We start from the raw sequence: 12,548 nt of genomic DNA, 5'->3' as shown, positions 1-12,548 counted from the left end.
AACTTGGCCGGCGGCGACCTCACAGTCACCCCCGAACATGGTTTCGCCGAGCGGAGCCGATTTGCGCCAGGACAGGGGAAAATGAGATGCCGACGATTTTCGCGGAACGGTTTGCCGGACGCTCGGCGGTGATTACGGGCGGCGCATCCGGCATCGGCCTCGCCGTCGCACAGAGGCTGGTCCAAGAAGGCGGGCGCGTTTCGGTTTGGGACCGCGATCCCGCCCAGATCGAAGCGGCCAGGGCTTCGATCCCAGCGCTGCATGGCCAGACCGTCGATGTCGCCGACCCGGCGGCGGTGGATCGGGCGGCGCGGTCGACGATCGAGGCGCATGGCGGGGTCGACATCCTGATCACCAGCGCCGCCATCACCGGTCCCAACATGACCGCCTGGGACTATCCGGTGGAGGACTGGCGTCTGGTCATCGACATCAACATCAACGGTGTCTTCTACTGCAACAAGGCGCTCGTCCCGCACATGCTGGAGCGCAATTACGGCCGCATCGTCAACATCGCCTCGATCGCCGGCAAGGAAGGCAATCCCAACGCTTCCGCCTACAGCACATCCAAGGCCGCGGTGATCGGCCTGACCAAATCGCTCGGCAAGGAACTGGCCAAGACCGGCATAACCGTGAACTGCGTCACGCCGGCGGCGGTGCGCACGGCGATCTTCAAGCAGATGAGCCAGGAGCATATCGATTTCATGCTCTCCAAGATACCGATGGCGCGCTTTGGCGAGCTCGACGAGGTGGCGGCGCTGATTTGCTGGATCGCCTCGGAGGAATGTTCGTTCACGACGGCTGCCGTCTTCGACGTCTCCGGCGGCCGCGCCACCTACTGATGTGGTGCGGCGCTTTCCGGCTGGCGGCAAGCCACTACAATTGCGCGTGAGGAAGCAACCAACGGAGCTGGACAAGCGTACAGTGGCCGAAGCCGGAACCCGGCAACGGCAACAATGAGGGCGAAGACATGACCAGGCGTGACAGTTCGGCCCGCGCGCAATTCCTGCACCTTTCTGCGACAATCGCGACGACCGGACCGGAGCTTGCCGCATTTGCTTAAGGTCGAGCCTGCCATCCTGTCGGACGACGACCTTCTGGATCGTTTCCAGCGCGCGGCCTTCGGCTATTTTCTGGAAAACGTGAACCCCGAAAACGGGCTGGTCGCCGACACGTCGCGGCCGAATTCACCGGCCAGCATCGCGGTCGTAGGCTTTGCGCTCTCCTGCTATCCGATCGGGGTCGAGCGCGGCTGGATGGCGCGGGAAGCAGCGGTGGAGCTGACGCTCGCCGCGCTGCGTTTCTTCTGGACCAGCACGCAAGGCAGTGGCGCTGACGTCACCGGCCACAAGGGTTTTTACTATCATTTCCTCGACATTCGCACCGGACTTCGGGTGTGGCGCTGCGAACTGTCGATGGTGGATACGGCATTGCTGATGGCCGGCATTCTCGTGGCAGGCGCCTATTTCCGGGGCGACGATGACGAGGAAGCCGAAATCCGCCGGCTGGCCGAGGCGCTCTACCGGCGCGTCGACTGGCGATGGGCGCAAGGCAGCAGTCCGACGTTGCGACAGGGCTGGAAACCGAAGAGCGGCTTTCTCCACTATGGCTGGGAAGGCTACAATGAGGCGACGATCCTCTATGTCCTGTCGATGGCCTCGCCCGACAGCCCGACGTCCGACGACAGCTACGCGGGCTGGACGGCGACCTATCAGTGGGAAAACATCTACGGCTACGACGTGCTTTATGGCGGTCCGTTGTTCATGCACCAGTTCTCTCATGCCTGGATCGATTTCGCCGGCATCCGCGACGCTTTCATGCGCGAGAAGAATTCGGACTATTTCGAAAACAGCCGCCGCTCGACCTACCTGCACCGCGACTATGCTCGGCACAATCCGTATGGCTATGACGGCTACGGAGAGAACCTCTGGGGGCTTTCGGCCGGGGACGGACCGGGCGGCTTTCGCAGCAGCATACAACGGCGGCGGCGCCGGTTTTCCGGCTACGTCGCGCGCGGTGCGCCCTTCGGGCCGGACGACGGCACGATCGCGCCGTGGTCCTATCCGGCGTCGCTGCCTTTTGCGCCTGATATCTGCATGGCGGCGCTGCGCCATCTCGCGGATCGCTACCCCCAGGTGATCGACAATTTCCGGCTGCCGAGCGGCTTCAACCCGACGCTGGCCAACCGGCGAAAATTTGGCCGCGACGGCTGGGTGTCGGAAGGCCATTTCGGCCTCGACCAAGGCATCGTGGTGATGATGATCGAGAACCACCGCTCGCGCCTGGTGTGGGAGCTGATGCGTTCCAACCAGTACATCCGCCGCGGCCTGAACAAGGCGGGGTTCACAGGCGGATGGCTGTCGCAGTCGGCAAGCCCGGATGGCCGCGATGTCGCTTGAAAGGACGAAAGCTGCCGGTTTTCCGGCCGACCACAATGATGTCGAGTTGGTCAGGGGCGCCCATCCGCCGCATTGGCGAAACCCGCCGCCCACCGGAGCATACAATCTCGTCGTCGTCGGCGCCGGGCCGGCCGGCCTGACGGCGGCGAGCGAAGCGGCAAGCCTCGGCGCGAAAGTGGCGCTGATCGAACGCGGGTTGATCGGCGGCACGTGCATCAACACCGGCTGCATCCCGTCCAAGTCGATCATCCGCACATCCAGGCTCTATGCCGACATGCGCGATGCCGAGAATTTCGGAGCCGATGCGCCGGACCATCTTCGCGTCGATTTCCAGCGCGCGATGACCAGGATGCGGCGCATCCGGCAACGGATCAGCCATGCCGACAGCGCAGAGGCGCTTGCTGCGCTGGGCATCGACGTTCATTTCGGCGAAGCCCGGTTCGACGGAAGCGATTGCGTGACCGTCGCGGGAACGACGCTGCGCTTCCGCAAGGCGCTGATCGCGACAGGCGCGAGGCCGGAGTTTCCATCCATTCCCGGCCTGGTCGAGGCTGGCTATCTCAGCAACGAGACGATGTTCGACCTTGTCGACTGCCCGAAGCGGCTGCTGGTCATCGGCGGCGGGCCGCTTGGCTGCGAGACAGCGCAGGCCTTCTGCCTGCTCGGTGCGAAGGTCATCCTGGCGCAGAGCGATCCGATGTTCCTGCCCGGCGAGGAACGCGACGCCGCGCAGATCCTTTCGGAAGCGCTGGCGCGCGAGGGGGTCGAGGTCCGACTGAACACCGAAGTGGTGGCGGTGCGCAGGGAAGGCGACAAGAAGCTCGCCGACCTGGTGCGGGACGGCGACACGACGACCATTTCCGTCGACGAGATCATCACCGGCATAGGCCGCTCGCCCAATGTCGACGGTCTTGGCCTCGACGAGGCGGGGGTTGCCCACGATGCCAAAGGCATCAAGGTGGACGACTATCTCAGGACCTCAAACCCGCGCATCTATGCGGCGGGCGATGTCTGCCTCGACTACAAATTCACGCATACCGCTGAAGCAACAGCCCGCATGGTCGTGCAGAACGCCCTGTTTCTCGGGCGCAAGAGGCTGAGCGAATTGGTGGTTCCGTGGTGCACCTACACCGATCCGGAAATCGCCCATGTCGGCCTCTATCCGGTGGAGGCGCGCCGCGACGGCATTCCGGTCAAGACCTATACGGTGCTGATGCACGATGTCGCCCGCGCGGTGATGGACGGCGAGGAAGAGGGTTTCGTCAAAATCCATGTCAGGGAAGGATCAGACCGCATCCTCGGTGCGACCGTGGTCGCCGCCCATGCCGGCGAGATGATCAACGGGGTGTCGCTCGCCATCAGGTCGGGCATGGGATTGCACGCGCTGGCCGACGTCATCCATCCCTTCCCGACACAGGCGCAAGGCATCAAAATGGCCGGCGACGCTTACCGGCGAACGCGGTTCACCCCTTTGTGGAGGCATCTGGCGGCACGCTGGCTGGCGTGGTCCAGGCGATGACGCTTGTGTCCCGTCGGCGTTGGCGCGGGCTTCAGCCGTGCAGGTCCCGCGAAATCGGCGGGCCGACCGAAAAGCCGGTGAACGTGACCTCGAAGCCTTCGCGCTGCGGCGAACAGCACATCATGCCGACATCGACCGCCTTCGAGACCGGGAAGTAGGCGAGCCGCACCGGCTTCCAATGACCGTCGGAGACATCCAGGTACTGGACGCGGATGGTCTCGGCATGGCGGGTCAACCGGATCGTAACGCCGTCCGGACCGGCCGGAATGGTGGCCAACGACCAGTCCGAGGCATCGTTGGTGACGACAACCGAGAAGTACATCACGCCGTCGGTGTATTCGATGCCGGCCTTGATCCAATGCGTTTCGCTGAGGCGGAGCATCAGCCCCGCCTGGTCGTAGAGCACCTCATAGCGTCCGTTGACGGTGACTTCCGCGGTGAAATCGCCCTCTACGCGCTTGTAGAGGAAATGGCCGTTGTCGCGCCAGAAACCGTAAAAGGTCTCGCGCCAGAAGTCCGTCTCCTTGCCGGTGCGCACATGAACCGCATCGCCGTCGATGGAATGATGCGGCGGCGGATTGAGCCAGGTCAGATCCTTGTCTTGAACTGTCATCGCCTCGTCTCTTGGTGCATGCGAAGGCTTCGCCGGCCCGGTCAGCCGGTGCCCCGATCAGCCTGCGCCCCGATCAGCCTGCGAATGTGTAGGCGGTCTTCACGGTGGTGTAGAATTCCATGGCATAACGGCCCTGTTCGCGCGGACCGTAGCTCGAGCCCTTGCGGCCACCGAAGGGAACATGGAAATCGACACCCGCCGTCGGCAGGTTGACCATCACCATGCCGGCCTCCGAATTGCGCTTGAAATGCGTGGCGTGCTTGAGGCTGGACGTGCAGATGCCGGACGTCAGCCCGAATGGCGTATCGTTGGCGACGGCGAGCGCCTCGTCGTAGTCCTTGACGCGGATGACGCTGGCGACAGGTCCGAAAATCTCCTCTCGCGAGCTGCGCATGGCGTTGGTGGCATCGGTCAGCAGCGCCGGCCGCAGGAAGAAGCCCGGCGTCTTGCGGTCAAGCCGCTCGCCGCCGAAGGCGAGCGTGGCGCCTTCCCTGACGCCGATGGCGATATAGTCTTCGTCCTGCTTGAGCTGCGTCGCATCGACAACGGGACCGATCTGGGTCTGCGCGTCGAGCGCATCTCCGACGACCAGTTTGTCCATCCGTTCCTTGAGCGCTTCGACGAAACGGTCATGAATGCCGTTCGTCACGATCAGCCGGGACGAAGCCGTGCAGCGCTGGCCCGTCGAGAAGAAAGCGCCGTTGATCGCGCAATCGACAGCCGTAGCGAGGTCGGCATCATCGAGCACCACCAGCGGGTTCTTGCCGCCCATTTCGAGCTGGAACTTGCGCATGTGCTCGACGCTCGCCGCGGCGACGCGCTTGCCGGTGCCAACCGAGCCGGTGAAGGTGATGGCGTTGATGTCCGGGCTGTCAAGCATCGCCTGGCCGACCACCGAGCCCTTGCCCATGACGAGGTTGAGCACGCCCTTGGGCAGGCCGGCACGGTGCAGTATGTCGACGATGGTCCAGGCGCTCTCGGGAACGAGATCCGCCGGCTTGAAGACGATGGTGTTGCCGTGGGCAAGCGCCGGAGCGATCTTCCAGGCGGGAATGGCGATCGGGAAGTTCCACGGGGTGATGATGCCAACCACACCGACCGCTTCGCGCGTGATCTCGACACCGACGCCCGGCCGCACGCTAGGCACGACTTCGCCCGAGAGGCGCAGTGTCTCACCGGCGAAGAAATCGAAGATCTGGGCGGCTCGAATGGTCTCGCCAATGCCTTCGGCCAGCGTCTTGCCTTCCTCGCGCGCAAGGTTGCGGCCGATCTCGTCCTTGCGCGCCAGGATCTCGTCCGACGTCTTCTTCAGCACCGCGTGACGGACCAGCAGACCCGAGCGCGACCAGGCGGGAAAGGCCGCCTTGGCCGCGGCGATCGCCTGTGCCGCCTGTTCGACACCTGCGGAAGCGTATTCGCCGACGATGTCGCCGGTATCGGACGGGTTGATGTTGCGGGAGCCGGCATCGCCGACCCACTCGCCGTCGATGAGGTTCTGTCGAAGCGGTGCCATGTCGTGTCTTTCCTGCTGGTTCGCCGCGCGGCGGCATCTGTGTGATTTGTATTTGCCAGACAATTGCGCTGCGGGAAAGCACGCTTTGCGCGGACGGCCGCGACAAAGTCTCTCGGTTCGCGGCCCCGCGCGACCTGCTGCCCGCAGCGCATCGCCCTTGGCCCAACAGGTTCGGCGACACATCGTTCCAATCACCGCGAAACGGGTCTGTACATTTATGTCCATAGTCTTGATTTGCCCGGGGCGGCGTGTCATGCGTCGTGCCAATGGAAGCCACCGACACGACAACCCAGCGCGCCGGCGCCACCGGCAACATCAAGGTCACCCGGGAAGACTGGCTCAAGCTCGCGCTTGAAACGTTGATTTCGGACGGCGTCGAAAGCGTCCGTGTGCAGACGCTCGGCCAGAAGCTCAATGTGTCGCGTTCCAGTTTCTATTGGTACTTCAAGAGCCGCCAGGACCTGCTCGACCAATTGCTGGATTATTGGCGGCAGACCAATACAAGGTTCATCGTCGAACGCGCCGCGCGGCCTTCCGCGACCGTCATCCGCGGGGTGATGAGCATCTTCGAGTGCTGGGTGGACGAGAAGCTGTTCGATCCGCAGCTGGATTTCGCGATCAGGGCGTGGGCCCGGCGATCGCCCGCCATCAGGCGGGCTCTCGACGAGGCCGACGAGGAGCGCGTCGACGCCATTCGCGACATGTTCAGGCGCCACGGCTATGACGAGGAAGACGCCTTCGTGCGCGCCCGCGTGCTCTATTTCATGCAGATCGGCTACTACTCGCTCGAGCTCGACGAACCGATGAGCAGCCGTCTGCCGCACGTCGCGTCCTATCTGCGCAGCTTCACCGGCCAGGAGCCCACGGCGCAGGACGTCGAGGATTTTTCGCGCTATGTCGAGGAAACGCTTTCGCGCAGCCGTTAGCAACAGCCGCCGCTTTCACACCGCGGCAAGAACTAGACATATATGTACAATGGCATTACGCCTCAGTCATTGAACCCAACCTCTTCAGACGCCATGACCAGACGCTATTCCGCTTTGTCGCTCTTCAGGGAAGGCCTCGCCGGCCAGACCGGCTGGGAGCCGGCCTGGCGCTCGCCCGAGCCGAAGCGGTCCTACGACGCGGTCGTCATCGGCGGCGGCGGTCACGGGCTGGCGACGGCCTATTACCTGGCGAAGAATCACGGCATCGCCAGAGTAGCGGTTTTGGAAAAGGGCTGGATCGGCGGCGGCAATACCGGCCGCAACACGACCGTGGTGCGCTCCAACTATTACTATCCGCAGAGCGTCGAGCTCTATGGGCTGGCGCACCGGCTCTATGAGGGACTGTCGAAGGACCTCAACTACAACGTCATGCTGTCGCAGCGCGGCATGGTCAGCCTGTGCCACTCGACCGCCGAAATGGAGATCGGGGCACGCACAGTCAATGCCATGCAGATCAACGGCATCGATGCGGAGCTGTTTTCGCCCCAGGATGTGCGCCGGGTGGCGCCGATCTACAATTTCACGGCCAATGCGCGCTTTCCCGTGTTCGGCGGCATCTGGCAAAGCCGGGCCGGCACCGCGCGCCACGACGCGGTCGCCTGGGGTTATGCGCGGGCCGCGAGCCGACTCGGCGTCGACATCATCCAGAACTGCGAAATCACCGACTTCATCGTCGAGGGCGGGCGCTGCCGCGGCGTCCAGACGACGCGTGGCGCCATCCGCGCGGACCGCATCGGCATGGCCGTGGCAGGACATTCCTCGGTGCTGGCGGCCAAGGCCGGCTTCCGCCTGCCGATCAATTCCTATGCGCTGCAGGCCTGCGTAACCGAACCGGTCAAGCCGATCCTCGACACGGTGGTACTGTCGCCCGGCACGGGCGTCTATGTCAGCCAGTCCGACAAGGGCGAGATCGTCATCGGCGGCGGGCTCGACCGCACTCCCTCCTATGCCCAGCGCGGTAACCTGCCGACGCTGGAGGGGGTGATCGCGGGGCTGTTGGAAATGTTCCCGATCTTCGGCCAGCTGAAGCTGATGCGGCAATGGGCCGGGATCGTCGACGTCGTGCCGGACTCCTCGCCGATCATCGGTCAATCGCCACTGCCCAATCTGTTCCTCAATTGCGGCTGGGGCACGGGCGGCTTCAAGGCGATCCCCGCCGGCGGCACGCTTCTGGCGAACCTTTTGGCAACGGGCGGGCACAACGACATCAGCCGCCCCTTCGATCTCGACCGCTTCGCCAGCGGGCGGCTGATCGACGAAGCGGCTGGTTCCGGCATCGCGCATTGATGCATGTCGCGCAAAAGCGCCGAGCGGCCTTAGGGCGACGACATGCATAAAGACGAAGACTGAGGTTTGCCATGCAGCTTTTCCCTTGCCCGTTCTGCGGCCCGCGCGACGAGACCGAATTCCACTATGGCGGCGATGCCGGCAATGTCAGGCCTGATGGCGCCGAGGTGCCGATCGAGCATTGGGCCAACTATCTCTATCTGCGCTCCAACCCAAAAGGCGCGGCGCGCGAGATATGGGTGCATATGAACTGCGGCGAATTCTTCGTCATGGAGCGGGACACGGTTACGCACAAGGTGCTGTCTTCGGTTGCCCTGGGCGGGGAGCACGCGGCGTGACCGCCTCGCGCCTTAGCACGGGTGGCAGCGCCATCGACCGCTCGCGCCCGATCCGCTTCAGCTTCGACGGCGCCACCGTGCAGGGATTCGCCGGCGACACCATCGCCTCCGCGCTGCTGGCCGCCGATGTCGCGGTCGTCGGCCGCAGCTTCAAATACCACCGGCCGCGCGGCATCTGGGGCGCGGGCGTCGAAGAGCCGAACGCGCTGGTGGATATCAGCGGCCCGCAGACGACGCCGAACACGCGTGCGACGACCGAGCCGGCGCGCGACGGGCTGGTCGCCAAAAGCGTCAACGCGACACCCAATGCGCTGGCCGACCGCAACGCCTTCCTCGACCGCTTTTCCCGCTTCATTCCGGCCGCCTTCTACTACAAGACCTTCATGTGGCCGGACTGGCACATGTTCGAGCCACGCATTCGCGCCATGGCGGGACTGGGTCAGGTAGACAAGGACTGGACGTCGCCCGGCCGGGCCGACCAGATCAACCACCATTGCGACGTGCTGGTGATCGGCGCCGGACCGGCCGGGCTGGCAGCGGCAAGGCTGGCGGCCGGCGCAGGCCGGTCCGTCATGCTGGTCGACGACCAGCAAAAGCCCGGCGGATCGCTCGGTCACCGAGTTGGCGAGATCGACGGCAAACCGGCCGCCATCTGGGTCGAGGAGACGGTTGCGGGCTTTCCGCCGGCGGTCACCTGGTCCTGCCTTCGACCACCGCTTTCGGTATCTACGACCATAATCTGGTCGGGCTTAACCAGCGGCATTTCGACGGCCGGCCGGACACGCTGTGGCGGGTCAGGCCGCGCCGGATCGTGCTGGCGACGGGCGCCATCGAGCGGCCCCTGCCATTCGCCAACAATGACCTGCCGGGCATTCTCTCGGCGGACGCAGCGCTCAGCTATCTCAGGCGCCATGCGGTGCTGGCCGGCCGCCATATCGTCGTCGCCGCAAACAATGACAGCGCCTATGAAGTGGCGGAGGCGGCCGCCGAGGCTGGCGCCGACGTCACGCTTGTCGACATCAGGCGCGACGGTATGCCCGCCGCGCCCGCCAAGGTGCGGATGCTCAAGGGCCGCGCGCTCACCGCCGCGGCCGGCAAGCTGCGCGTCGAGGGTGTGATGCTGGACGACGGCACCAGGCTCGATGCCGATTGCGTGCTGGTGTCGGGCGGCTGGACACCGACCATCCATCTCTTCGGCCAGGCCAAGGGCAAGCTCGCCTGGAGCGAGGCGCGCGCGGCCTTCCTGCCGGGCGACCCGGTCGAGGCCATAGCGGTGGCCGGAGCTGCCGCCGGCGCGGTTTCGTTGTCGGAGGTATTCGCCGGTTCGCAGAAAGCCGTCGCGTCGCTCGGCCCGACGAAGGCAGCAGTGCCGCGCAGCAGCGGAACGGAGGCGACCAGCGGGATAGTAGCGGCATGGCCAACGCCGGGTTCGAAGGGACGCATCTGGATCGATTACCAGAACGACGTGACGGTGAAGGACATAGAGCTGGCGGCGCGCGAAAATTTCGTCTCGGTCGAACATCTGAAGCGCTACACGACGCTCGGCATGGCGACCGACCAGGGCAAGACCTCCAACCTGCCGGGCCTGGCGCTGATGGCCGGGATCACCGGCCGCACGGTGCCGGAAGTCGGCACCACGACCTATCGTCCGCCGTTCACGCCGGTTCCGCTGGCGAGCTTCGCCGGCGCGCGCAGCGGCGAACTGATGGCGCCGGTGCGGCGGCTGCCGCTGGAGAGCGTGCATCGTGCCAGCGGCGCCGTGTTCCAGGAGTATGGCGGCTGGCTGCGCCCGGCCTATTATGGGGGCGGCGATGCGGATCGCTCGATCCAGGAGGAGGCCCGCCGCGCCCGCCAGTCCGTCGCATTGTTCGATGGCTCGACGCTGGGCAAGATCGAGGTGATCGGACCCAAGGCGGCCGCGTTCGTCGATTTCGTCTATTACAACACGATGTCGACACTGAAGCCGGGCCGCTGCCGCTACGGCTTCATGCTGTCCGAGAACGGCGTGGTCTTCGACGACGGCGTGCTGGTGCGGCTAGACGAGCATCGCTTCGTCGTGTCGTGCTCGTCCTCGCACGTGGCCGCCGTGCATGCGCGGCTGGAGGAGTGGCGCCAGGACCGGTTCGGGCGCGGCGCGGTCTACATCCACAACGCCACCGCGGAAATGGCGACCCTGACCGTTTCGGGACCGAACGCCCGGAAACTGCTCGAAACGGTTGATCTCGGCCTTTCGCTCGACGATGGCGAGTTGCCGCACATGGCGGTCGGCCAGGGCAGCTATGACGGCGACGAGGTGCGCATCACCCGCGTCAGCTTCACCGGCGACAGAAGCTACGAGATCTCCATCCGGGCCGATCGCGCCGAGCCTTTGTGGGCGCGCCTGCGCGACGCCGGGCAGGCGTTCGATGCGGTCGTCATCGGCCTCGAGGCGCTGATGATCCTGCGCGCCGAGAAAGGCTTCATCGTGATCGGCAAGGACACCGACGGCACCACGCTGCCGCACGACCTCGGCGTCGAGGGCCCGCGGGCAAAGCGCCAGACCGAATTCGTCGGCCGCCGCTCGCTGTTCACCGAAGAGGCTTCGCGCGGCGACCGCATGCAGCTGGTCGGGCTGGCGGTCCCGTCCGGCGAAGCGCCGCTGCCAACTGGCGCGCATGGCATCAAGCGTAGCGGCGGCAAGCTGCGCAGCCAGGGCTTTGTCACATCGAGCTACCGGAGCCCTACGCTTGGCCGGCCGGTTGCGCTCGGCCTGATCGAGAGTGGTGCGGCCCGCCACGGCGAAACGATCGAAATCCAACATCTCGGCAAGGCGATGACGGCGACGATCGCCGCTCCTTGCGCCTTCGACCCGGCAGGAGACCGGTTCAATGCGTGATCTCGCCCAAAAATGGCCGGTAGCGCCGGACTGGCAGTCGGCAACCATCGGTGCACCGGGTCTCGAGGCGCGCACGATCCCCGGCCTTCACCAATTGCTGGTCAGCGGCGATCTCGACGCCTGGGCGCGGATATCCGGCATGGACGGCAACGGCGTGGGCGCCTTTGGCAGCGCGCAAGGTGACCGCTATGCGGCGCGTCTGGCGCGCGACCGCCTGCTCGTCGTGTCGAGCACACCGCTCGCCATCGCCGCGGGTTGGCACGCGGAAGGTTTCGCGGTGACGGCGATCAGCGCTGGACTTCATGTGTTCGAGGTCAAAGGCTCGGCCATCGACGCTTTCATCGCGCGCGGATCAACGCTCGACCCAAACAAGGAAAGCGCCAGTGCCGCACTTTCCTTCGCCGGCGTCAGTGCCATCGTCTACCGCCACCGGGACAGGCTGCGCATCCATGTCGATCGCGGCCTGGCATCCTACCTGTGGACGTGGATGGAAACGGCTCTCAGAGCGTGAACGACCAGAACAGGCAGGCCAGCGTGGCCGCCGCGAAGACGACGAAAAACAGACTGCGCAAGAGCACGTTGCGGCGAAGCTCGTTCATGACGAAGTGGCAACCGACGATAGCCGCCGCAAACAGGAACCGCCAGTTCAGCAGCGCCCATAGGGCGTCGCGCTGGCTGAATGCCCATCTGGCGACGAGACAGCCTACGATGGAGGCAAGGAGCACGATCACGGTCCAGAAGATGGCATCGGCTGCATGGGTGAGCACGATGCTGGCGGCTCTGATCGGCAGGATCATCATCAGCAGCGCGCTGAAGAAATAGACGGCGGCGAGTGGTATGAACATCCCGGCATCGGCAATGCCGTCGAGGCGCCTGACGCCGATCGCACCGTAGGGGTAGCCGTGCCTGGCCACCACCAGGCTCAAGGCCATGAGCAGCGCTGTCAGCACCGCGACCAGGGCGAAGGACGTGAGGGCTTTGCTCATGACGGTCCCGTTCAAAGCGAATCAAACAGGAACCG

The 12,548-nt window shown here is 65.1% G+C and carries 11 protein-coding genes and 1 pseudogene; 9 read left to right on the top strand and 3 right to left on the bottom strand.

What is annotated here, in order from left to right; all coding sequences use genetic code 11:
* Nucleotides 1–86 precede the first annotated feature (86 nt).
* The 3 genes from FJ428_RS28060 to FJ428_RS28050 all read left to right on the top strand — a co-directional run bounded on the left by FJ428_RS28060 (nt 87) and on the right by FJ428_RS28050 (nt 3,915).
* On the top strand, nt 87–839 hold the full coding sequence (locus tag FJ428_RS28060; RefSeq protein WP_140497219.1) for an SDR family NAD(P)-dependent oxidoreductase: 753 nt from the start codon (nt 87–89) through the stop codon (nt 837–839).
* 213 nt (nt 840–1,052) lie between these two features.
* Nucleotides 1,053–2,396, top strand: coding sequence for a glucoamylase family protein (locus FJ428_RS28055; RefSeq protein WP_140880636.1), 1,344 nt, complete (start codon nt 1,053–1,055; stop codon nt 2,394–2,396).
* Nucleotides 2,386–3,915 (top strand): mercuric reductase, encoded by a 1,530-nt coding sequence (locus FJ428_RS28050; protein WP_140564971.1) that lies wholly within the window; start codon nt 2,386–2,388, stop codon nt 3,913–3,915. Before FJ428_RS28055 ends, FJ428_RS28050 begins: the two co-directional genes overlap by 11 nt.
* A gap of 31 nt (nt 3,916–3,946) precedes the next feature.
* Here the strand turns inward: FJ428_RS28050 and FJ428_RS28045 are convergent, their stop codons facing one another.
* Together FJ428_RS28045 and FJ428_RS28040 are read right to left on the bottom strand one after the other, a co-directional pair.
* Nucleotides 3,947–4,528, bottom strand: a complete 582-nt coding sequence (locus FJ428_RS28045) for a DUF1349 domain-containing protein (RefSeq protein WP_140880602.1) — start codon at nt 4,526–4,528, stop codon at nt 3,947–3,949.
* A 73-nt stretch (nt 4,529–4,601) separates the two neighbouring features.
* Nucleotides 4,602–6,041 (bottom strand): aldehyde dehydrogenase family protein, encoded by a 1,440-nt coding sequence (locus FJ428_RS28040; protein WP_140512893.1) that lies wholly within the window; start codon nt 6,039–6,041, stop codon nt 4,602–4,604.
* A 266-nt stretch (nt 6,042–6,307) separates the two neighbouring features.
* Here FJ428_RS28040 and FJ428_RS28035 point away from each other — a divergent pair, with 266 nt between their 5' ends.
* The 6 genes and pseudogenes from FJ428_RS28035 (at nt 6,308) to FJ428_RS28015 (ending at nt 12,038) form a co-directional block, all read left to right on the top strand.
* Nucleotides 6,308–6,967: a TetR/AcrR family transcriptional regulator gene (locus FJ428_RS28035; RefSeq protein ID WP_181167417.1), complete on the top strand. Its 660-nt coding sequence runs from the start codon at nt 6,308–6,310 to the stop codon at nt 6,965–6,967.
* Nucleotides 6,968–7,060: 93 nt separating this feature from the next.
* Nucleotides 7,061–8,314 (top strand): sarcosine oxidase subunit beta family protein, encoded by a 1,254-nt coding sequence (locus FJ428_RS28030; protein WP_140880600.1) that lies wholly within the window; start codon nt 7,061–7,063, stop codon nt 8,312–8,314.
* A 71-nt stretch (nt 8,315–8,385) separates the two neighbouring features.
* Entirely contained in the window at nt 8,386–8,652 is a 267-nt protein-coding gene (locus FJ428_RS28025; protein WP_140559767.1) for a sarcosine oxidase subunit delta, read from the top strand.
* A pseudogene (locus FJ428_RS30990) lies at nt 8,550–9,224 on the top strand (2Fe-2S iron-sulfur cluster-binding protein); the annotation flags it as partial. The gene FJ428_RS28025 and the pseudogene FJ428_RS30990, both read left to right, overlap by 103 nt.
* Before the next feature lie 239 nt (nt 9,225–9,463).
* Complete coding sequence (locus FJ428_RS30820; RefSeq protein ID WP_348642863.1) at nt 9,464–11,527, top strand: glycine cleavage T C-terminal barrel domain-containing protein; 2,064 nt, start codon at nt 9,464–9,466, stop codon at nt 11,525–11,527.
* Nucleotides 11,520–12,038: a hypothetical protein gene (locus tag FJ428_RS28015; protein WP_140523503.1), complete on the top strand. Its 519-nt coding sequence runs from the start codon at nt 11,520–11,522 to the stop codon at nt 12,036–12,038. The genes FJ428_RS30820 and FJ428_RS28015 overlap by 8 nt, the downstream gene beginning before the upstream one ends.
* Here the strand turns inward: FJ428_RS28015 and FJ428_RS28010 are convergent.
* Entirely contained in the window at nt 12,028–12,513 is a 486-nt protein-coding gene (locus FJ428_RS28010; RefSeq protein WP_140523500.1) for a hypothetical protein, read from the bottom strand. The two genes, FJ428_RS28015 and FJ428_RS28010, sit on opposite strands and share 11 nt — an antisense overlap.
* Nucleotides 12,514–12,548 lie beyond the last annotated feature (35 nt).

Source organism: Mesorhizobium sp. B2-8-1 (genome assembly GCF_006440955.1).
Taxonomy (GTDB): Bacteria; Pseudomonadota; Alphaproteobacteria; order Rhizobiales; family Rhizobiaceae; genus Mesorhizobium.
The sequence above is the reverse complement of the archived record's forward strand: the minus strand, read 5'-3'. Positions and strand labels throughout refer to the sequence as shown.

Bases quoted from the DNA above. Each gene is read 5' to 3' on its own strand.
- FJ428_RS28010 (WP_140523500.1), bottom strand. From the start codon at position 12,513: ATGAGCAAAGCCCTCACGTCCTTCGCCCTGGTCGCGGTGCTGACAGCG.
- FJ428_RS28015 (WP_140523503.1), top strand. From the start codon at position 11,520: ATGCGTGATCTCGCCCAAAAATGGCCGGTAGCGCCGGACTGGCAGTCG.
- FJ428_RS28035 (WP_181167417.1), top strand. From the start codon at position 6,308: ATGGAAGCCACCGACACGACAACCCAGCGCGCCGGCGCCACCGGCAAC.
- FJ428_RS28030 (WP_140880600.1), top strand. From the start codon at position 7,061: ATGACCAGACGCTATTCCGCTTTGTCGCTCTTCAGGGAAGGCCTCGCC.
- FJ428_RS28045 (WP_140880602.1), bottom strand. From the start codon at position 4,528: ATGACAGTTCAAGACAAGGATCTGACCTGGCTCAATCCGCCGCCGCAT.
- FJ428_RS28040 (WP_140512893.1), bottom strand. From the start codon at position 6,041: ATGGCACCGCTTCGACAGAACCTCATCGACGGCGAGTGGGTCGGCGAT.
- FJ428_RS28025 (WP_140559767.1), top strand. From the start codon at position 8,386: ATGCAGCTTTTCCCTTGCCCGTTCTGCGGCCCGCGCGACGAGACCGAA.
- FJ428_RS28060 (WP_140497219.1), top strand. From the start codon at position 87: ATGCCGACGATTTTCGCGGAACGGTTTGCCGGACGCTCGGCGGTGATT.
- FJ428_RS28050 (WP_140564971.1), top strand. From the start codon at position 2,386: ATGTCGCTTGAAAGGACGAAAGCTGCCGGTTTTCCGGCCGACCACAAT.